Source organism: Elioraea sp., assembly GCF_051860475.1.
Taxonomy (GTDB): Bacteria; Pseudomonadota; Alphaproteobacteria; order Acetobacterales; family Acetobacteraceae; genus Elioraea.
In genome coordinates this window covers 1-20,003 of sequence record NZ_JBHYDW010000057.1, presented here as the reverse complement: position 1 = coordinate 20,003, position 20,003 = coordinate 1, and the positions used below count along the sequence as shown (strand labels likewise).

At 71.7% G+C, this 20,003-nt stretch carries 20 protein-coding genes; 8 read left to right on the top strand and 12 right to left on the bottom strand.

What is annotated here, in order from left to right; genetic code table 11:
• The 4 genes from ACTIFU_RS11875 to ACTIFU_RS11860 all read left to right on the top strand — a co-directional run.
• A partial coding sequence (locus ACTIFU_RS11875) for a hypothetical protein (RefSeq protein ID WP_439578521.1) occupies nucleotides 1-275 on the top strand: 275 nt, incomplete at its 5' end.
• A gap of 106 nt (nucleotides 276-381) precedes the next feature.
• Complete coding sequence (locus tag ACTIFU_RS11870) at nucleotides 382-2,040, top strand: DUF6311 domain-containing protein (protein WP_439578520.1); 1,659 nt, start codon at nucleotides 382-384, stop codon at nucleotides 2,038-2,040.
• Between the two features lie 5 nt (nucleotides 2,041-2,045).
• Nucleotides 2,046-3,542, top strand: coding sequence for a glycosyltransferase family 39 protein (locus tag ACTIFU_RS11865; RefSeq protein ID WP_439578519.1), 1,497 nt, complete (start codon nucleotides 2,046-2,048; stop codon nucleotides 3,540-3,542).
• Between the two features lie 9 nt (nucleotides 3,543-3,551).
• Nucleotides 3,552-4,349, top strand: a complete 798-nt coding sequence (locus ACTIFU_RS11860) for a YdcF family protein (protein WP_439578518.1) — start codon at nucleotides 3,552-3,554, stop codon at nucleotides 4,347-4,349.
• An 88-nt stretch (nucleotides 4,350-4,437) separates the two neighbouring features.
• On the opposite strand, the gene ACTIFU_RS11855 is transcribed toward ACTIFU_RS11860, so the two are convergent.
• From ACTIFU_RS11855 to ACTIFU_RS11830, 6 genes are read right to left on the bottom strand one after another with little or no spacing between them, the layout of a single operon-like run.
• A complete protein-coding gene (locus ACTIFU_RS11855; protein ID WP_439578517.1) occupies nucleotides 4,438-5,313 on the bottom strand; it encodes a glycosyltransferase family 2 protein in 876 nt (291 codons plus the stop codon).
• A complete protein-coding gene (locus ACTIFU_RS11850; RefSeq protein WP_439578516.1) occupies nucleotides 5,310-6,158 on the bottom strand; it encodes a glycosyltransferase family 2 protein in 849 nt (282 codons plus the stop codon). The genes ACTIFU_RS11855 and ACTIFU_RS11850 overlap by 4 nt, the downstream gene beginning before the upstream one ends.
• A complete protein-coding gene (locus ACTIFU_RS11845; protein ID WP_439578515.1) occupies nucleotides 6,151-7,278 on the bottom strand; it encodes a glycosyltransferase in 1,128 nt (375 codons plus the stop codon). Before ACTIFU_RS11845 ends, ACTIFU_RS11850 begins: the two co-directional genes overlap by 8 nt.
• A complete protein-coding gene (locus tag ACTIFU_RS11840) occupies nucleotides 7,275-8,345 on the bottom strand; it encodes a glycosyltransferase family 4 protein (RefSeq protein WP_439578514.1) in 1,071 nt (356 codons plus the stop codon). The genes ACTIFU_RS11845 and ACTIFU_RS11840 overlap by 4 nt, the downstream gene beginning before the upstream one ends.
• Nucleotides 8,342-9,847 carry a flippase gene (locus ACTIFU_RS11835; protein ID WP_439578513.1) on the bottom strand — a complete coding sequence of 502 codons (1,506 nt, stop codon included), beginning with the start codon at nucleotides 9,845-9,847 and terminating at the stop codon, nucleotides 8,342-8,344. The genes ACTIFU_RS11840 and ACTIFU_RS11835 overlap by 4 nt, the downstream gene beginning before the upstream one ends.
• Before the next feature lie 60 nt (nucleotides 9,848-9,907).
• A complete protein-coding gene (locus ACTIFU_RS11830) occupies nucleotides 9,908-10,681 on the bottom strand; it encodes a sugar transferase (protein ID WP_439578512.1) in 774 nt (257 codons plus the stop codon).
• 124 nt (nucleotides 10,682-10,805) lie between these two features.
• Here ACTIFU_RS11830 and ACTIFU_RS11825 point away from each other — a divergent pair, with 124 nt between their 5' ends.
• On the top strand, nucleotides 10,806-12,371 hold the full coding sequence (locus ACTIFU_RS11825) for a DUF6311 domain-containing protein (RefSeq protein WP_439578511.1): 1,566 nt from the start codon (nucleotides 10,806-10,808) through the stop codon (nucleotides 12,369-12,371).
• Here ACTIFU_RS11825 and ACTIFU_RS11820 read toward each other — a convergent pair.
• The 3 genes from ACTIFU_RS11820 to ACTIFU_RS11810 form a co-directional block, all read right to left on the bottom strand.
• A complete protein-coding gene (locus ACTIFU_RS11820; protein ID WP_439578510.1) occupies nucleotides 12,309-13,364 on the bottom strand; it encodes a glycosyltransferase family 2 protein in 1,056 nt (351 codons plus the stop codon). The two genes, ACTIFU_RS11825 and ACTIFU_RS11820, sit on opposite strands and share 63 nt — an antisense overlap.
• Nucleotides 13,365-13,466: 102 nt before the next feature.
• On the bottom strand, nucleotides 13,467-14,087 hold the full coding sequence (locus ACTIFU_RS11815; RefSeq protein WP_439578509.1) for an MlaC/ttg2D family ABC transporter substrate-binding protein: 621 nt from the start codon (nucleotides 14,085-14,087) through the stop codon (nucleotides 13,467-13,469).
• 16 nt (nucleotides 14,088-14,103) lie between these two features.
• Nucleotides 14,104-14,880 (bottom strand): MlaA family lipoprotein, encoded by a 777-nt coding sequence (locus ACTIFU_RS11810; protein WP_439578508.1) that lies wholly within the window; start codon nucleotides 14,878-14,880, stop codon nucleotides 14,104-14,106.
• Between the two features lie 316 nt (nucleotides 14,881-15,196).
• On the opposite strand from ACTIFU_RS11810, the gene metF reads away from it, so the two are divergent.
• Together metF and ACTIFU_RS11800 are read left to right on the top strand one after the other, a co-directional pair.
• Nucleotides 15,197-16,138 (top strand): methylenetetrahydrofolate reductase [NAD(P)H], encoded by a 942-nt coding sequence (gene metF / locus ACTIFU_RS11805; RefSeq protein WP_439578507.1) that lies wholly within the window; start codon nucleotides 15,197-15,199, stop codon nucleotides 16,136-16,138.
• 125 nt (nucleotides 16,139-16,263) lie between these two features.
• Entirely contained in the window at nucleotides 16,264-16,878 is a 615-nt protein-coding gene (locus tag ACTIFU_RS11800; protein ID WP_439578506.1) for a PEP-CTERM sorting domain-containing protein, read from the top strand.
• 7 nt (nucleotides 16,879-16,885) lie between these two features.
• On the opposite strand, the gene ACTIFU_RS11795 is transcribed toward ACTIFU_RS11800, so the two are convergent.
• The 3 genes from ACTIFU_RS11795 to ACTIFU_RS11785 all read right to left on the bottom strand — a co-directional run bounded on the left by ACTIFU_RS11795 (nucleotide 16,886) and on the right by ACTIFU_RS11785 (nucleotide 19,211).
• A complete protein-coding gene (locus ACTIFU_RS11795; RefSeq protein WP_439578505.1) occupies nucleotides 16,886-18,451 on the bottom strand; it encodes a CHAD domain-containing protein in 1,566 nt (521 codons plus the stop codon).
• On the bottom strand, nucleotides 18,448-18,981 hold the full coding sequence (locus ACTIFU_RS11790) for a SixA phosphatase family protein (protein ID WP_439578504.1): 534 nt from the start codon (nucleotides 18,979-18,981) through the stop codon (nucleotides 18,448-18,450). Before ACTIFU_RS11790 ends, ACTIFU_RS11795 begins: the two co-directional genes overlap by 4 nt.
• Nucleotides 18,982-19,082: 101 nt before the next feature.
• On the bottom strand, nucleotides 19,083-19,211 hold the full coding sequence (locus tag ACTIFU_RS11785; RefSeq protein WP_439578503.1) for a hypothetical protein: 129 nt from the start codon (nucleotides 19,209-19,211) through the stop codon (nucleotides 19,083-19,085).
• A gap of 273 nt (nucleotides 19,212-19,484) precedes the next feature.
• Here ACTIFU_RS11785 and ACTIFU_RS11780 point away from each other — a divergent pair, with 273 nt between their 5' ends.
• Nucleotides 19,485-19,739: a hypothetical protein gene (locus ACTIFU_RS11780; RefSeq protein WP_439578502.1), complete on the top strand. Its 255-nt coding sequence runs from the start codon at nucleotides 19,485-19,487 to the stop codon at nucleotides 19,737-19,739.
• Nucleotides 19,740-20,003 lie beyond the last annotated feature (264 nt).

The window sequence follows — 20,003 nt, the reverse complement described above, 5'->3', positions numbered from 1 at the left end:
ATGCCGCGCTCTACGCCGCCGGACCCGGTGGAGTCTTCGGTGGGGCCGACCGCGCTGCGCTGCGGCCGCTCGCTCTCACCGCGGCGGCCGCGTCCGCCCCCGCGCTCGTGATTGTCCTCCTTCCCGCTGCCGAGGGTCGGGTCGGTGCCGCGTTGGCCGTCTGGATGGCCTGGCTGGCCGGGACCGCCGCCGCCGCACTCACCTCGGCGACCGGGCGGGTCGGGATCGCGGTCGCGATCGAGCGACTTCGGTTGCGGCGCGGGAGCGCCCGATGACGCGGGGCGGGCCGCATCGAGCCATCGAGCCATCGAGCCCTGCGCGGTGCAGCGCCGATGCGGGGGCCCGCGTGGTGACCGGCCATCGCGGAGCGATCCCGCCACGATGAGCGAGCGACGCGGCCCCTCCCGTGTGGCGACGGCCATATCGCTGATCGTCGCGATGCTCGCCGGCGGCGCCGTCGCGCTGAGCGCGCTCGGTCCGCGCATCCTCGACACCAGCGACATCGGCTGGATGCTGCATGGTCCGCTCGGCCCCGATCCGGTCGCGTACTGGCTGACCTGGACGTTCTTCCGGCACGCCCCGTGGGCATGGCCGCCTGGATCGAATCCGGATTACGGCATCGAGCTCGCGAGCGCGATCTTCTATGTCGACGTGGTGCCGCTGCTCGCCCTGCCGCTGAAGGCGCTGCGGGATCTTGTCGTCGTCGATCAGTACTGGGGGCCATGGATGGTCGCCTGCGGCGCCTTGCAGGCGGCGATGGCGTGGCGCCTGATCGGGCTGGCCACGTCCGATCCGCTGGCGCGCGCCGCGGGTGCGGTACTGTTCGCGTTCCAGCCGATGATGATCAACCGCATGGGCGGACACTTCGCGCTGGTCGGGCACTGGGTCCTGCTCGCTGCGCTCCATCTGTGCCTGCGGGATCCCCAGGGTCGCCGGCAGGGCCTCGTCTGGGCGCTGCTGCTGGGCGTGACCTCGTTGATCAATGCCTATCTGCTGGCCATGGCGGGCGCGCTCTGGGGCGCGGATCTGCTGGCGCGGACCGTCCGCGGGCGCGCGCTTCGGGCGCGACTTCTCGAGATGCCTGCGGTGCTGGCGGCGGTGGCACTGGGGTTGTGGCTCGGCGGCTTCTTCACCCTGAGCGGCAAGCTGAAGCCGCTCGGGCCCGGCTACGGCGAAACGGGCCTGGATCTGCTCGCACCATTCGATGCGGTCGAGTGGGGCAGCCTGCTGCCGGCGCTGCCGACGCTGCGCCATTGGGAGCACGGCGGATCGTATCTGGGCGCCGGTTCGCTCGCCTTGCTGCTGGCCGCGGTGGTCGCGCTCGCGACCGGGCGCTTGAGGTGGCGCGAGGCGGTCCTCCGACATGCGCTCCTGCTCGCGGCTCTGCTTGCGATGCTGGCGTTCGCGGTGACGCATCGGGTCGCGGTCGGCGGCACTGTGGTGCTTGAACTTCCTCTGCCGGCGTTCGTGCAGCGTGGCGCCGACCTGCTGCGCGCCTCCGAGCGGTTCCTCTGGCCACTCGCCTACGCCGCGCTGTTTGCCGCCACCGCCGCAGTGGTTGCGCGCTGGGGCGCCCGTCGCGCCGGGCTGGTGCTTGCCGCTGCGCTGGCGCTTCAGCTTGTCGATCTGCAGGACGGGCTCGGGCGCTACCGTGCCCTGGTTGCCGATGCGCCGCGCAGTCCGGCCGAACGCCTGCCGGACCCCCTCTGGCGCGAGCTTGCCCGGCACTACACGCGGATCCGCGCCGTGCCCGCCGGCAACTTCGGCGCCAACTGGGAGGAGATCGCTCGTTTCGCCGCGTCCCGGGGCCTCGCGACCGACGCGATCTACCACTCGAGGATCGACCGTGATGCCCTGCGCACGCTCCGCATGGCGATCGCGGCGGACCTCACGGCCGCGCGGTGGGAGTCGCGAACGCTCTATGTCCTGCGAGACGAGGCCACGCACGCGACCATCGCGGCGCGCTACGATCCCGCACGCGATCTGTTGCAGGAGGTCGACGGGCTGCTCGTGTTTGCGCCGGGTTGGCATGCGCGATGAGGGACGTGGCGCGTTCCCTTGTCGTCCCCGCGGTGATGCTTGCCGCATCGCTGCTGTGCCGGTCCATGGCGTTCGTGCCCGCCGTGATCGACACCGATGTCGGGCTGTACATGGTGCAGGCGCGCGCCTGGCTTGCCGGCGACTGGCCGATCGTCGCGGTGTGGGACATGCATCCGCCCGGCGCGCCGGCGCTGATCGCGCTCGCGATGGTGCTGTTCGGCGAAGGCGTGGTCGCTGTGCGGTTGCTCGGCGTGGTGATGGTCGCCCTGACCGGCTGCGCGCTCGCGGCGCTGGTGCGTCAAGGTGGCGGAACGGCCGTTCAGGGGCTGGCCGTCGGGCTGGTCTATGTCGCCCATACGCCGCTGCTCACGGGGCTCGAGACGAACACGGAGATCCTCCTTGCACCGTTTGTCGCCGGCGCGATGAGTCTGGCGGTGCGCACGGCCGCCGGCGTGCTCGATGCCGACAAGGCACCGCGGATGCGCGATATGGCAGCGATCGGACTGCCGATCGGCTGCGCGCTGGTGATCAAGCAGCTTGCGGTCTTCGAGGGCTGTCTTGCCTTCGCCGTCGCGGCCTTGCCCGCGTGGCGGCGCGGCGTGATCGATCTCCGCCGCCTGATCCTGCTCGCGGCTGTGTACGCGTGCATGTGCGCCGCGCCGATCCTGCTGCTCGCGCTCACCTATGCCGTCCAGGGCGGGTTGAGCGCGCTGTGGGATGCCCTGGTGCTTGCGCCGCTGCGCTACTCCAGCGGACGCCTCTCCGCGGTCGAGGCGCTCCAGGCCGTGAGTGCAGCCGCGCTGGTGCTTGCGCTGCCGCTCGTGCTCGCGGTGACGGGCACGATCCGGCCGCTGGCCGAGCATCGGCGTCTGATCGGACTCGGCTGGGCGTGGCTCGGCACGGCGGCCCTTGGCGTCGCTGCGCCGGGCATGTTCTTCCAGCACTACTTCGTCATGGCGTTGCCCGCGCTCGGACTGCTTGCCGGGCTCGGCGCCTGGCGTGCGGCTTCGGCATTGCGGCCGACCGCGCCAGTGCCCCTGCTCGCCGGCATGATCGCGCTGCTCGCGCTGCTCGCCTGGCGCGAGGATGCCGCGCCGCGCATCCACGCCGGCTTCGGCCTTTCGCGGCCCGACCCGCCGCGAGCCGTCGCCGCGGCGCTGCGTGCGGCGGTGCCTGCTGGATCGCGCGTTCTGGTCGCGAACTACCACCCGGTCGTGCTGGTGCTGGCGGGCATGGAGCCGCCGTCGCGCTTCGTCTTTCCGGCCCAGCTCACCGGGCATTTCGGCGCGGTGCTGCCGGTCGATGCGGACGCTGAGGTGACCCGCATCCTCGCCGCCCGGCCCGCAGCCATCATCGTCGATCGCGGCTGGATGCACACGATGCGCGCCGGGGCGGCGGCGATGATCGAGCGGGCACTTGCGGCGCACTACATTCTGGCTGCCGAGGTGGCCGAGCAGCGGGGGCCGGTGCAGATCTGGCGTCTCCGCGATCCGAGCACCTAGGAGCGCGCGATGGACACGATCCTGCACCTGGTCTCGAAGACGCTCTGGTTCGTCGGCCGGCCCGGCACCTTCGCGCTCATCCTTGCCTGCATCGGGCTCGCGGCCGTCTGGCGCGGCCGGCGTTGGGGCCGCTGGCCGCTGCTTGCCGGCCTCGGCTTCTATGTCTCGGTGCTTGCGACACCGCTCGCGCCCTGGATCGTCATGCCGCTCGAGGATCGTTTCGCTCGGCCGGCCGAGCCGCCGTCGCGCGTGGACGGCGTGATTGCGCTGGGGGGAGCGGTCGACCAGAACCTCACCGAGGCGCGCGGACTTCCTGCCTTGAACGGGGCGGCCGAGCGGATGACGGAGTTCGTCGGGCTCGCGCGTCGCTACCCCGAGGCACGGCTGGTCTTCACCGGCGGGCAGGGGTCGCTGGTCCATGGCGGCGTGACCGAGGCGGATGTCGCGCGGCAGGTGTTCACCGCCATGGGTCTCCCCGAGACCCGCGTCACCTACGAGAGCGCGGCGCGCAATACCTGGGAGAATGCGGTGTTCACGCATCGCCTCGCCGTGCCGCAGCCGGGCGAAACGTGGCTGCTGGTGACGTCGGCGAGCCACATGCCGCGCTCGGTCGGCGCCTTCCGGCGGGCAGGCTGGCAGGTCGTTCCGTGGCCGGTGAACTACCGCACCGGGCCCGGCTTCGCCGCCCTGTATGACGCGCCGTTCCCGGAACGTCTGCACATGGTCGAGTCCGGCCTGCGCGAGTGGCTGGGATTGGCGGTCTACCGCCTGCTTGGGCGGAGCGACGCGCTGTTTCCCTCACCCTGACGCTCTGCCATTTCGGTGGGAGATGCAGCCGTGTGTCGCTGCGGCGTCCCCCGCTCTCGCGCGCGGGTGAGGGACAGGGCAAGGGCGTTCAGAGCTCCAGCACACGCCGCGGCGAGGCGCGTCCGCGGATGAGGTCCCACAGCCCGAGCAGGTTCCCGCGCAGACGCCCGAACCGGTCGACGTGCGGCTCGGGCGCGGCGGACCGGATCGCGTTGATCACCATGTGCCGCATGGCCGAGGGGATCGCGTGGCTCCACGGGAACGTGCCCTTGCGCGCGAGATAGACCGGGTTGACGACCTGGCTGTAGCCAAGGCGAAGCCCAGGCGTGCGCGCCTGCTTCACGCCGAGGTGCACGCCGCGCGCGCCTGCAAGCCGCAGGATCGTGCCGTGCCGGCCGAGCGTGCGTGTGAAGTCGATGTCCTCGTACCAGGCGTAGAGCGGCAGCATCTCGTCAACACGGATGCCGTGCGTCCGCACCACGCTCATCCGCACCGCCATGTTGCAGCCGTAGCCGTTGAAGTGCGGCGTTGCGGCGAGGCGATCGGAGGGCGGTGTGTCGGAGGCGAGGATCGCACGTCCTTCGCTCACGGCAAGGCCAGGACCCTTCGCGCCGTCAGCGATCACGGTGCCGGTGGCGACCACACAGCCGGGATGCGCCTGCATCACCGCTTCGAGCACCGTGAGGTAGTCGGGCGCGGCGAGGAAGTCATCGTCGAGGAACAGCAGAATGTCGGCGTCGGTCGTGTCCAGGATCGCGTTGCGTTGGCGTGGCAGACCGGCACTCGTGGTGAGGAAGGTGATGTCGGGGTGTGCCTTCGGGAGATCACCGAGGTCCTCCGGGCCGACATGGCAGACCAGGATCGCATCCGGCACGCGGGTCTGGCGCGCGAGCTCTGCGATCGTCTCGGCGAGGATCGCGGGGCGATTGCGCGTGGCGATGCCGACGGCGAGGCGGAGCGTCATGAGCGTCCGTCACTGGCGAGGAAGCCGGCAAGCCTGCCCCGAAACGTCGCGAGGTAGTAGGCGACCTGAAGGCGATTGCGCCGCAGCGCGGCGAGCACGACGCCGCCAAGCGGGCGGATGAAGAAGGGCAACCAGACACCGATCCCGGGGGCATGGCGGCGCAGCGCGACCCCGAGTCCGGCGCCGTAGAGGTGCGCGCGCTCGACCGCGACCTGGGACAGCCGCTTGTCGGGATGAACGATGCGCAGCGCGGGGTCGTAGCGCGCGCGGTGCCCGGCGCGGATCGCCCGCGCGACCAGGTCGTTGCCTTCGGCCGAGCCCCACGCCGTCCCCGGCCCCATGCGCTCGTCGAAACCGCCGAGCGCGCGCGCGACGTCCCGCCGCAGAAACAGATTGAACTCGATCACGCTGGTCCAGAGATTGGCCAGCGTGATCGCGCCGCCGTCCACCCGCCAGCGCCCGGAGCCGAGCCCGCCCTGCGGCGATGCGGCGGGACCGGTCAGAACCGCGACTGCCGGATCGACGAAGGCGGCGGCCACGCGGTCGAGCACGCCTGGCGGCAGGATGCAGTCGTCGTCGGGGAAGGCGACGATGGCGCCGCGGGCCTCGCGCAGGCCAAGATTGCGCGCGCGGTTCGCGTGCGCACGATCGGTGCGGAGATGAGCGAGCCGCAGACGGCCGGCGAATCGCGCGAGGATCGGCGCAAGTCGATCATCGCCGTTCTGATCGACCACGATCACCTCGATGTCGCTGCGGTCCTGCGCGAGCAGCGAGTCGAGCAGCACGCCGACATCGGCATCGCGGCCGCGCGTGGCGACGATCAGGGAGAACGTCGGCTCAGCCATGGCCGAGATGCCGCGCGGCCGCATCGCGCAGCCCCTGGCGGAAATTGGCGGACGAGAACCGCTCGGCATTGGCGCGGCAGGCGGCGGCGCTGAACGCGGTGCCCATCGCCTCGAACCGCTCGACGGTGTCGATCAGCGCCTCGGGCGACTGCTCGGTGAACAGAAGCCCGGTGGGCGCGTCGCTCTCTTCCGGCGTGCGGACGATGTCGCGCGCGCCGCCACGGCCGAAGGCCAGCATCGGGGTGCCGCAGGCCTGGGCCTCGACCATCGCGATGCCGAAATCCTCCTCGGCGATGTGCAGGCAGGCACGCGCGGACTGCATCAGCGACACGAGGTCGGGCTTGCCGACATGGCCGCGGAACGTGATGTTCGCCGCATCGCCGGCGGCTTCGCGCACGGCCGCCATCTGCGGCCCGTCGCCGACGACCACGAGCTTGCGGTCGGGCATGCGCCGGAACGCAGCGGCGGCGAGGTCGACGCGCTTGTATGGCACCATGCGCGAGGCGATCAGATAGAAGCCCTGCTTCGCGGCGACCGGCGTGAACGCCTCGGTATCGACCGGCGGATGCAGCACCTGGGCCTCGCGGCGCCAGACCTTGCGGATGCGCTCGGCGATGTAGCGCGAGTTGGCGAGGATCACGTCGGGGCGCGCGGCGCTCGCATGGTCCCAGAGCCTGAGCCGGTGCAGCAGCCAGCGCGCATAGGCTCCCTTGAGCCCGCGGTCGAGCCGGGACTCGCGCAGGTACTGCGCCTGCAGGTCCCACGCGTAGCGCATCGGCGAATGGACATAGGCGAGGTGCAGCGTGCCCGGCCCGGTGATCGCGCCCTTGGCGGCCGCGTGCGAGGACGACACCACGAGGTCGTAGCCGGAGAGATCGAGGCTCTCGATCGCGAGCGGCATCAGCCCGAGATACATCCGGAACCGTTTGCGCGCGAAGGGCAGGCGCTGGATGAAGGTGGTGCGCGGCACATGCCCGCCGAGGAAGCCGCGCTCGCGCTCCGGCAGGAAGTCGCAGAGCGCGTGGAGGTCGGCACCGGGCCAGACCGCGAGCATCTGCTCGAGCACCCGTTCCGAGCCCGCATAGGTGTCGAGCCATTCGTGGACGATCGCGACCTTCATCGGAGGTCCGCGGGCAGGGTGTCGCGCAGCGCCTCGGCCGCGGCGCGCCAGGTGAAGCGCGCCGCGCGCGCCCGACCGCGCGCGCGCAGCTCCTCGGCAAGGCCGGCCTGGTCGAGCAGCCGCGCGAGCGCCGCGACGAGATCGTCGGTCGTGTCGGGATCGAACAGCAGCCCCGCGTCGCCGACGGTCTCGGGCACCGCGCCGGCGCGCCCCGCGACGACGGGGCAGCCGCATGCCATCGCCTCGACCGGCGGCAGGCCGAACCCCTCGTAGCGCGAGGGGAACAGCAACGCGGCCGCGTGCTCGTAGAGCGCGCGCAGTTCGGCGTCGTTCACGCGCCCGAGCGCAACCGCCCCCGATGCGCCCCCGGTGGTGCGGAACACGGCAGGGTCCGCGCGCCCCGCCACCCCGAGCGCGATGCCGCGCGATGCCAGCATCGATCCAGCGGCGCCGAGCGCGGCAAGGTTCTTGTGCGCGGCACCGGTGCCGACCGCGAGCACGTAGCGGCCGGGCGCGAGACCGTTGCGTTTCAGGATCGACACGTCGGGAGGCGCGCGCAGGATGTGCTCCGCGCCCTCGGGCATCACGGCGATCCGTGCCGGGTCGAGGCCCAGCCGCGCGGCAAGCCGGCCACGCGAGAACGCCGAGACCGTGACGATGCGCGCGCCCATCCGTGCAAGCGCGCGGTGCAGCAGACGGTACCAGCTGCGGAACGCAAGCCCGTAGGAGGCAGGCGTGTCGAAGGCGCCCGCATCATGGATCACCACGGTCTGGCGCTGCCGGGCCGCGAGCGGGGCGGTGTTGCCCAGGCTCAGAAGCCAGTCGCCGCGGAGGTCGCGCGCCAGGTCGACCTGCTCCCACATCTGCCCGCCGAGCCGCCCCGTCGTGGCGGCGCGGAGCCTGGTGCACGGCGGCAGTGTCGTCCCTGGCGGTGCAAGCACACGCGTGGCCGGCCACGCCCCCTCCGCCGCGAGTGCATCAGCCGCACGCAACACCTCATGTGCGACGCGCTGCACGCCCGTCACGGCCTGACCGAGGAAGCGGCCGTTCAGCACGAGGCCACTCATGCCGCGCGCCGCAGCCACCGCCGCGGATGCGCGAGCGTCGTGCGCTCCCCCGCGTCGAGGGCGCGCCAGCCGAGAGCGCCGGCAACGGCGAGGGCAACGGCGCCCACGGCGGCGGCAAGCGTGACCGACGGCATCGCCGCTGCCGCCGCGATCCCGGCACCGCCGCTCGCCAGCACGGGTGCAAGCCGACGCATCGGCGCCCGGGCCGCCGGATAGAACCTCGCGGCGAGCAGCATCCGCCCACCGCACTCGACCGCGCAGCGGAGCGACCACGCCATCGCGGCGCCCTCGATCCCCGCGGCCAGCAGCAGCAGCACTGCCAGCGGCAGCGAAACGACGGCCAGGACGAGCACGAACCGAGCGGTCACGTCCGGTCGTCCGATCGCGTCGAGCAGCGAACCCGGTGCGAATCCTGCGCAGCTGAACAGGATCCCGATCGACAGGATGCGCAGCACGGTCGCGCCGCCATCGGCGAACTGCGGGCCGAGCCAGAGCCGCAGCAGCGGGTGGGCGAGCACGACCAGCACCACGCAGCCCGGCAGCACCAGTCCAGTGATCAGCAGCACGCCGCGTCGGAGCAGCGCAGCCGTCTCTCCGGGCATCGCGCGGAACGACGACGCGAGCGCCGGCAGCAGCGCCTGCGCGACGGCGACGGGGAGAATCCAGAGTCGCATCACCAGGTCGAGCGGCGTCGCGTAGAACGCGACCGCGGCGAGCGACAGCAGCGCGCCGATCAGGAACCGGTCGGCGTAGAGCGACACCTGCGTCAGCACGCCCGAGAGGCTCATCCAGCCACCGAGCCGCAAAAGCGGTCCGACGGCGCGAAGACTGACGGCGCGAAGCGAGATGCCCAGCACGATCGGGCGGATCAACGCCGCATAGGCCAGCGTGTTCAGCACGCGGGCACCGACCAGCGCCAGCATGACACCGGCGAGCGAGTCCCAGACCAGGAGCACCAGAAGCGGCCCGAGATAATACAGCACCGCAACGGGCATCGCGGCGAGATTCGCGGCGCGGAAGCGCTGATGTGCCGCCAGCACGCCCCACAGCGCGGCGTTGACGACCACCAGCGGCGCGGCGGCGGCGAGCACGCGCAACCCCGCGACCGCCTCGCCCTGCAGCGCTGCCGGCACGTTCAGGCCGCGCTCGACCAGCGCCGGAACGGCAAGCCACAACGCGACCGCCAGCATCCCGCTCAGGACGACCAGCAGCGCGAGGGCGGAGGCGACCAGCGCGCCCTCGCCCTCGCGCTCGCCGCGGCCCATCCGTTCCGCGAGCGTCCGGGTGAGCGCGGCCCCCAGACCGAGGTCGAACACCCCGAACACGCCGACAAGCCCCAGGGCGAGCGTGAACAAACCCCAGCGCTCAATCCCGAGCGCTGCCACCAGCGGCGGAGTGAGCGCGAGCGCGACCAGCAGTGGCAGTCCCCGTCCAAGCATGTTCCACGCCACCCCGGAGACGAGGCGGCGCGTGCCGGCGCGCGCGGCGGCAGGATCGGTCATGTCGGGTGGTTAGCCGATCCCGGCCCGCGCGTCAGCGTCGGGCCGGGGGAAGCGGGCGGTTCAGTAGGCGCCGCGCCGGCGCAGCACCGCGAACGGTGTCCGCAGCAGGATGCGGATGTCGTCGAGCAGCGACGCCTCGGCCACATAGCGCACGTCGAGTGCGACGCGGTCGGCATAGGATGTGTCGTTGCGGCCGCTGACCTGCCACGGCCCGGTCAGCCCGGGCCGTACGGCGCGGTAGTAGGAAGCGGCCGCACCGTAGAACGCGTTGAGCTCGGACTGCTGAACGGGTCGCGGGCCGACCAGGCTCATTTCCCCCTTCAGCACGTTGATGAGCTGCGGGAGTTCGTCGAGCGAGGAGGCACGCAGGAAGCGCCCGACGGCCGTGACACGGGGATCGCGGCGCAGCTTGCGCGTGGTCTCCCATTCGGCCCGCGCAACCGGGTCGCGCTCAAGCAGCTCAGCAAGGCGCAGGTCCGCGTCCACCACCATCGAGCGGAACTTCAGGCAGCCGAAGCTTGCGCCGTCACGGCCCACGCGGCGATGCGCATAGAGGACAGGGCCTCCATCGCGCGCAATGAGCAGGGCGATCACGGCCATCAAGGGGGCGAACAGCACCAGCAGCATCGCGGCGCCGGCGATGTCGAGAGTCCGTTTGGCGGCCTCGCGCAGGACGATGCGCCGCTGCGGTACCGGACAGGCGGGGCCGAGATCGTTCGCCGCCGATGTCAGGGGCGGCGCGAGCAGCGTCGGTGCAAGCGAGAGTTGCAGCGGCTCGATTGTTGCAATCGGCGCTTCGGAGGTCAGATTGTCCCTGGCTTCCGCAGACAACATCACCTGTGTCCCTTCACGGCCGGCAGAGCCGCCGGCACGGTCGGGATGCTGACCTGTGGGCACGTCGGCATTCAGACGGAGTCGGGGCGGGATTGTGGCGGTGCAAAACGAAACGAAGACGCGAGTGACCGCGTGGGTGATCGCGGCGTTGATCGGTGGGGGGCTTGCGGCCGCGCTGCTTCCGATCGGGTTCGTGCTGCCGGCAACAGGCGCGGACTGGCGGGTCGCCGGGGATATTGCGCAACACGTGGTGGCGCAACGCTTCTTCATCGCGAGCCCTTGGGGGTGGCCGCTCCTGGTGGCACCGACGCTCGGTGAGGGTGGCACGCACATTGCGCTCGCGGACGGGATCCCGCTGCTTGCTGTGCCGTTGAAGCTGTTCGCACCGCTGCTGCCTGTCGGCGTGCACGGCATCGGGTTCTGGCATGCGATTGTCGTGGTGCTTCAGCCGGTGTCCGCGGTGTGGTGCCTGCGCCAGGCGGGTGAGCGGCGGCTGCTGCCGGCGATCGGCGTCGCACTTGCCGCCGCCGCGATGCCGGCCTGGCTCGCGCGGCACGGTCACGCCGCGCTGATGGGACACTTCCTGCTGCTGCTCGCCCTGGGGACGTATCTGCGACTGCTGCGGGCCCAGACGTCTGCCGGCTGGGCCTGGGCGGTCGTGCTGTCGCTCGCCGCGCTGCTGACGCATCCGTATCTGGCGCTGATGGTACTGGCCCTGCTGGGAGCGGCGCCGGTGACGCTGCTGTTGACCGGCGCGCGCTGGCGCGGCGCCGCTGTCGGGGCTGCTGTGTGCGTGGGTACGACCGCCGCAGCGCTCTGGGTGCTGGGCTATCTCGGCGCTGCGGGCGAGGGAGGCTACGGCCGCTACGCGCTCAACCTGCTCGCGCCGGTGTGGCCTGCGCGCTCCGGACTGCTGCCGGTCGTTGGCGGCGAGATCGACGCGACCGGCATGGGCGGTTGGGAGGGCTACAACTGGCTCGGCGCGGGACTGCTGGCCGGGCTGGTGGTGGTGGTCGTGCGGCAGCGCGCAGCGGTCGCCGGTGCGTTTCGCCGCCACGCCGGGCTGGCACTTGCCCTGAGTGCCCTCACGCTGCTCGCGGTCTCATTCCGGGTGGGGCTCGGCGAGCGCCTGGTGCTCGATCTCGGCGCACCGCCTGCGGTCCTCGATCAGTTCCGTGCATCGGGCCGTTTCTTCTGGCCCGTCGGGTACGCCCTGCTGATCGGCGTGGCTGCGCTGCTCGCGCGCGTCCCGCGCGCCGGACCGGCCCTCGTCCTGCTGCTCGGCATCGTGCAGTGGGTCGATGCCGCGCCGAACCGCGCCGCGCTCGCCGCCTGGGCGTCGCAGCGCCTGCCATGGAGCGTCGAGGCGGCGGCGCTCCGCCCCGCGATCGCCGCGGTGCGGACGGTGACCATCCTGCCGAGCTGGGTGTGCATCCCGCCCGACGCCCACGCGACGCGCGAACGGGTGCAGGAGCTGCTGTTGCTGGTCTCGGAGCGTGCCGTGCCGGTGAACACGATGCAGCTGGCGCGCTGGCGGACACCGCCGCGCTGCGCCGACGTGCACACCGCCGCTTCCCCGCTGGCGCTCGGCGAGCTCCGGCTGGTGCTTCCGGAGGCCGTGCCCCTGCTAGGCGACTCGGCCGAGTGTCGGACCGTCGGTGGACTGCTCGCCTGCTTCCGTCCCGGCTGAGGTTCCCCCGCTCGGGATGTGCCGCTCGACGAGGTAGAGCGGGCGGCCCTTGGTCTCGTTGAACACCCGGCCGAGATACTCGCCGATGATGCCGAGCGTGATCAGCTGTACCCCGCCAAGAAACAGCATCACCGTCAGCAGGCTCGGGTAGCCGGCGACCGGGTTGCCGAACAGCAGTGTCTTCACCACCACCACCGAGCCGTAGACGAGCGCGATCGCGGCGGTGACCAGGCCGAGATAGGTCGCCACCTTCAGCGGGGCGACGGTGAAGCTGGTGATCCCCTCGAGCGAGAGGTTCCAGAGTTTCCACCAGTTCCACTTGGTCCGCCCGGCGGCGCGCGCGGCGCGATCGTAGAGGACCGGGCGCGACGGGAACCCCACCCAGGCGAACAGGCCCTTCATGAACCGGTGCTGCTCGCGGAGGGTGAGCAGCGCATCCACCGCGCGCCGGCTCATCAGCCGGAAGTCGCCGGTGTCCTTGGGCAGGCGCACCCGCCCGCCGAGCCGCTGCATCACCCGATAGAACGCCGCTGCGGTGGCGCGCTTCACAACGCCCTCGCCGTGGCGTACCCGGCGCTGCGCATAGGCGATGTCGACGCCCTCGCGCCAGGCGGCCACCAGCTCCGGGATCACCTCCGGCGGGTCCTGGAGGTCGGCGTCGATCACCACCACGCCGTCCGATCCGCGCGCATGGTCGAGCCCGGCAGTGAGCGCGATCTCCTTGCCGAAGTTGCGCGACAGGTTGACCACGGCGACACGCGGGTCGGCCGCGCGCAGGGCGAGCATCACCGCGAGCGTGGCATCCCGCGAGCCGTCATTGACGTAGATCACCTCCCAGGCGAGACCGATCCCGTCCATCGCCGCGGCGAGCCGGCGGTGGAACTCTGGCAGCACCTCCTGTTCGTCGAACGCCGGCACCACCACGGAGAGCGCAGGGCGCCGAGCCGTGTCCGGCCGTGCCGATCCGATCAAGGGGATCGAGGTCTGGTGCATCCCGCCTGTTCCGCGCGCGCCGCAATGCGCCGCAGGACGCAAGCTTAGCGTTGCTTGAGGCAGCCCGGCAGCGGGAAGATGGCAGGCCGGAGGCGGCGTCGATCAGTTCGACGCGACCTCGCGCCCTATAAGCTCGGCGAGCTGCCGCCGCATCGCTTCGAGCAGCGCGTCGAGCCGGCCGCCGCCGCGCTGGATCACCGAGCCGTACTCGGAGCGCTGGGTGATGCGCAGGCTGGTCCCTTCGGCCACCAGGTCGATGATCAGCGGGCGACCCGAGGTCTCGGAGACCAGCCAGTCGAGCGCAACCGTGGGTTGGCCCGGGCGATCCACCGTGGTGGCGACCAGCACTCCGTCATCGCCGCGCACCTGGGCACGGCCGACCGTGAAGGTGACGCCCCGGAACTCGCCGAACCGGGCGGAGAGGCTGCGCACGAGGGTCTCCTCGAACAGTTCGAGGAACTCGCCGCGCTGCCCTTCCGAGGCAGTCCGCCAGTGCCGTCCCAGCACGAACTGGCCGACCCCGCGCACATCCACCGATTCGCGCAGGATGTCGGCGACCATGGTCCGCTTCTCGGCCAGCGGGGCGTCGCCGTCGAGCACGGCGACCAGCGCCTTGCCCCGGGTCTCGATGAACGCGGCGGCTCGGCTCGTGCGGTCGTCCGCGCCCGCGCCCGCGAGCGGGAGAGCGGCGAGCAGGCCGGTCAGGAACATCCGTCGCTGCATGGTCAGATCCTGGAGATCACTCCGGAGGGCGGAACCGCCAGTCGAAGAAGCGCCGCCGCGGCGGGGACTGGTCGAGGATGTCGCGTGCCCGCTGCTGCTGGTACACAGAGCGGAGCGCCGCGTATGGATCGAGACTGTCCCGCCTGAGGGCATCGATCGGCTCGATCAATTGCTCGCGCGTGTCGATCACCTGGGCGGCTGTGCGCGAGATGCGCAGGGCCTCCACAGTGTCGCCTTGGCCGATGCTGTTCCACGGATCAGCAAAATAGTCGACCCCGCGCCCCACCACGTCACGCAGATTCGAGGGCCCGAGCACTGGCAGGATGATGTAGGGGCCGCCATTCGTCGTGCCGGCCCACACCGCCAGGGTCTGGCCCATGTCCTCGAATTGCGGCTCCAGCCCGATGTCGGACGCGAAGTCGAAGATGCCGAGGAGGCCGACGGTGCTGTTCACGGCGAACCTTGCCAGGGCCTTGCCGGCCATCTCGGGCTTGCCCTGGAGCAGCTGGTGCGCCGCGGTCCTGGGCAGCAGCAGGTTGTCGATCACGTTGGCGACGCCGGTACGCACCGGCTGGGGCAGGAACAGCCGATACGCCTCCGCGGCCGGGCGGAGCAGCATCACGTCCAGGGCGTCGTTGACGGTGTAGGTGACACGGTTCAGCGGCTCGAGCGGGTCATTGCGCTCGAAATACTCCGCCCGCGCCTCCGGCTCGCTCTCCGGGGGCAGCGTTGCGCATCCGGCGACAAGGCCGGCGGCGAGCAGGGCAATCAGGCGCAGAGGCGTTGGGCGCATCAGACAATCCTGCGGACGACGGTGGCACCGGGCGGGCCGGAAGCAAGTGACGCTTATCACGTCGGGGGAGGTGGGTGGAGGGTCGTGCCCTTCCCGCCCGACGAGACACGGCGCGCACAGTAGCGGCATGCAGGGCGATGTAGCACATACAGATTAGTGAAGGGTTATGCGCATCTGCTGTGAAGCGTGGTGCGCATGTGGTTGATGCTGCTACCCGATGGTGCGATGCGGTGAGGTACGGTGCCCTCCCTTGCGGCTCTTGCATCGCTGGCCCCGGCGCGCCATTCACCCCGTTGGTCCGACCAGGAGCATTGCCGTGACCTCCGTGACGTCCCCCTCCGTGCTCGCGCGCTGGGCCGCCGGCCCCCGCGCCGCGGTTCCGCCAATCGGCGATCGCGCGTTCGCGGTCCCGAAGCTCTCGTTCGAGTTCTTCCCGCCCAAGACCGAGGCGCTGGAACAGCAGCTCTGGACCTGCATCCGCCGGCTCGAGCCGCTCGCCCCCCGTTTCGTTTCGGTGACCTACGGCGCCGGCGGCACGACACGCGAGCGCACCCACGCGACGGTAACGCGAATCGCCGCCGAGACCGCGCTGGTGCCGGCGGCGCATCTGACGTGCGTCGGTGCGAGCCGGGAGGAGGTGGACGCGGTCGCGCGTGCCTATTGGGACGCCGGGATCCGTCATATCGTCGCGCTGCGCGGCGACCCGCCCGCCGGGCTGTCCTCCTACCAGCCGCATGCCGAGGGCTATCCCTACGCCGCCGATCTTGTGGCGGGCCTGCGGCGGATCGGCGCCTTCGAGATCAGCGTGGCGGCCTACCCTGAGACGCATCCGGCGGCGGCGAGCGCTGCGGCCGATCTGGACAACCTCAAGCGCAAGATCGATGCGGGGGCAACTCGAGCGATCACACAGTATTTCTTTGATACAGACGTTTACCTCGGATTTCTTGACCGATGCCTTGGCGCAGGAATCACCGTGCCGCTGGTCCCGGGCATCCTGCCGGTCACCAACTTCGCCCAGGTCGTAAAGTTCAGTGCCATGTGCGGTGCGACGGTGCCGGACTGGCTCGCGCGGCTGTTCGATGGGTTGGATGCCGATCCGGAGATCCGGCGCATGGTCGCCACGGTCGTGGCGGCCGAGCAGGTGCGCCGGCTCCAGGCTGCGGGGGTGGACGAGTTCCACTTCTACACCCTGAACCGCCCCGACCTGGTCTACGCGATCGCGCATATCCTCGGCGTCCGCACGGCGCGGCCCGCCTGATCCGGCGCCTGCCCGTGACAAAGGTTACGTAGAGGCAATTCGTCTGCAATCTCGCCGGCGCAGCCTCCCATGGCGCCATCAGCCAATCCCGGCCTGGCGCGCCCTATTTGGACGGGAGGTTTGTCATGCATCGCCTGCCATTGCTGGCCGCAGCCGCGGTTGCCCTCGGGGTCTCGGCCGCCGCTCCGGCCGGGGCCAGCCTGCTCGGGATGGAGTTCGAGGCGTCCCGACGCTTTCCCGACGTCAACACCATCTCCGCCGACGCCGATTGGAGCCCAGGCACCTTCGTTGTCGGTGACGGGCCGGAAACCACCCTTACGCGGAACGCCGGTGACGGGTTCTTCCCGACGCTGACGTTCGACTTCACGGCCACCACACTCGAGATCGTCGTCGGAATCCCATCGGGTGGCGTATGGCAATGGGCCATCAATCCTGGCGGCTTCAACGGCGTGGTGTTCGAGGCGACGTCGCCGCACGGCATCCTGTCGGCAAGCGTGGACCCGGTGACGACTGTCGCGGGGTTCGGCGACGAACGGCTGACCTTTACGCCGGATGCGATCCAGGTCGCTTTCGCATTCTCGCCCGGGCTGACGTTCTACAATGACGGCGACCGGATCCTGATCACCTTCGCCTTTGACAGCGGGCCCGGCCCCGGCACCGCCGTCCCGGAGCCCGCGACGCTCGCTCTGCTCGGGCTTGGCGTTCTCGGCCTCGCCGCGGCACGGCGAAGCGTGGGCTGAACCCGCGTCAACCGTTCCAGAACGGCGCACGTCCGGCGAGGGTGGTCCAGGCCTCGGCCGCATCCTCCCGCGCGTGCGCCGCCTTGGCCGCGACCCAGCCCTGCACCACGCCTGACGCCCAGGCGCGGCCCGGCTCGCGCTTGGCGAGCGTGCGCATCAGCCCGGCCGCCACCGCGGTGTCGTTCAGATGGCCGAGCGCGTCCTGCACCGCGCCGACGGCCTTCTGGAACCGCCGCCGCTTCTTCGCCCTGTAGAGCCCGCCGAACAGCTCGCCCACATAGCGCATCCGCTTGGCCTGGATGCGGAGCGCGTGCAGGGCCGGGATGTCGAGCCGCGCAAACCCGTCGCCCGCGCGCATCAGCCGCTTGAAGCGGCGGCTGAGGGCTCCGGCCGCGAAATCCTCGAGCGCGGTGTCGCGCAGCACGGCCGCCTCGGCATCCTCGCCCGCGCGCCACGGCGGGGCCGCGACCGCGGCCGCGAGGTCGAGCGTCAGCAGGCCGAACGAAGGTGCGGCCAGCGTGGCGCGGACCTCCGCATAGGCCGCGGCCCGCGCCGCCTGGGCGGCGCGGGCAAGACTCGCAATCGCGGTCTCGCCGTCAAACGCCGCGACGATCTCACCGAGCGCGCCGGCGATGAACACGTCCCAGTCGCGCGCTGGGCCGAGCGCGCGGGCGAGCGCGCCGAGCCGGTCCTTCAGCTCGCTCACCGCCGCGCAGCCGATCGCGGGGCGGAACAGCGTCAGCGCCGTCCGCAGCCGCCGGATCGCCACGCGCGCCTGGTGCACCCCCTCCGGGTTGGAGCCCTCCGCCGCGATCGGGGCGGCGGCGAGCAGCGCGAGCGTGAGCTGGCCGATCGCGCGGCGGGCGCCGTCCTCCACCGTCTCCGCGCCGGTGAGGTCGGGCGGGCCGCGCCAGAGTGGCCGCGCCGGCACGCCGAGCGCGACCGCACGCGCCTCCTCGGCGAGGCTCGCCGCCGGCACTGCGACCGGCCGGTCGGCGGCGAGCGCGCGCAACAGGTCGAGCCCATCCGCCAGCGCTGCCTCCGGCACGGCAAGGGTCAGCCGTGCGAAGTCGCGCTCGGCCGCGACCGCGCGCAGCCGGCCGGCGAACAGCGTCGCCGTCATGCCGCCGGCGAGCCGCAGCGTGACGCGCCGGCCGGAGGCCGCGGCGACGGCCGGCAGCGGTGTGCCCTCGGCGGCCTCGGGGATCAGTCCGGCGAGCGGGGCGGCGTCGGGGCCGGATCGGGGCAGGCGGGTCTCGGCCAGCACCGCGGCCGGCCGGGCCGGCTCGGCGCGCGCATCCTCGCCCGGCAGGCTGCGCAGCAGGCGTTGCACCGCGCCGCGGCCGCGCGGCTCGACCGCGAGCGCGAGGCCTTCGTCGGCCAAGGCGCCCTCGGCGGTGTCGTGGAACACGACGGTCGCCTCTGCCCCGCGCGCCTGGCCCAGCCGCCGGGCGGCGAGCGCGGGATGGCGGAGCAGCGCTGCTGCCTCAGGCGCGACCGCGAGCTCGAAGGCGATCACGCGGGTCTGTGGCACCTCGGCACGCGGTGCCGCGCCGGAGGCGTCCGGGCTCACGGTACGGGTTTCGGCAGGTCGCGCGGGCAGACGAACCGCACCAGCCGGGCATTGCCCTCGGCGAGGCCCCACCACGGTGTAGCGACCGCGAACTCGGCGAGCGCCGCGGTCGGGTAACGCTCGGCGAGGCGGAGCGCATCGATACCGCCGCGCGCCATCGCGGTCGGCCCGGCCAGCGCGAGCGCCAGGTTGTGCAGGCCCGGATTGTGGCCGATCACCAGCACGCTGCGCGCGGTCTCGGGCACGGCGTGCAGGATGTCGAGCAGCTTGCGGGCCGGCGCGAGGTAGAGGGTGTCCACCGTGTCGATCACCGGGGTGTCGTCGAACGGCTCGATCAGCGCCAGTGTCTCGATGGTCCGCCGCGCCGAGGATACCAGCACGATGTCAGGTGCCAGGCCGAGCCCGCGCATCTCGCCGCCCATTGCCACGGCGTCCGCCCGACCGCGCTCGTTCAGCGGGCGGTCATGGTCGGGCAGCGAGGGGTCGTCCCACGACGACTTGGCATGACGAAGAAGCAGAAGCTGGCGCATGGACGCTGACGGAGGCACCCCGACCCGGACGGCGACTCGACCATGGCACGGAACCGCCCCGGCCGTCTGCCCCGGACGCGACGCGGCCGGGTCCGGCACCGTCAGCGCCGGGCGTGAGCGGGCGGGGCGCGCAAGAGCCCGAGTGTCATCAGACCGAGCATCGCGCCGGCGAGCGGACCGATCGTGGGCGGCTCGGGGATCTGCATGGCGTCGATGGCGAACGGGGCCAACCAGTGGATCCAGGCATACCTGTCGGCGTTGCCCCTTGCCACTTCATGCCCAAGGTGTCCGTCGGGCCGATGAAGCCGAGGATCGGTTGCCCGAACGGCGCCTCTACGGTCCGCATGGATCGCACCCGGCGCCCTGGACGATAGGTTGGGGTTACGCGGCGCGCCTGGATGCCTTGTGGTTCCACGCGGTGGGTGTTGCGAGCGGGCTGCGGTAGCGGTTCCTTTCGGACAGCCACTCGCCAGCGTAGCGGGCGACGAAGGCGCGGGCGGCCCGTGGCGGGGGAGGTCGCCGCCGGATCCGCCTCGCGCTCCTCGAGCGCGCCCTCCAGCGCGGCATCGGCCTTCTGCCGCCACCTCGGCCTCGACCTCCATCATCCGTTCGGTGGCGAACGCCAGCATGTCGCGCACCAGGTCGGCGCCGGCGCCCTCCTCCAGCAGTTCGAGAAGGGCCATCCTTTCGTCGGTCATCGTTGGTGTCGGGTTCGGTCACAGGTCTCGCAATCCGAACCTGCCGAAGATCGGCAGTGACCGCCCACGACGCTCCCGGCCGCGCGCTGCGGCTACGTCAGGGTTTCCGCGCGCGGCCTCGTCACCACGCGGAGGGGCACAAACGGGCGATGGAGCCGGATCGCGGGATGTTTGCGAAGATCCCGCGATCTTCGTCCGCAAGTTGTGTGGTCCCCGGCCGGCACACTTGGGATACGATGTCGGCATGAGCGTTGCGGACTGCACCGGATATCGGCCGAGCGAGTGATGCCGGACGCCCTGCACGGACGCAGCGCGCGGCCGGCG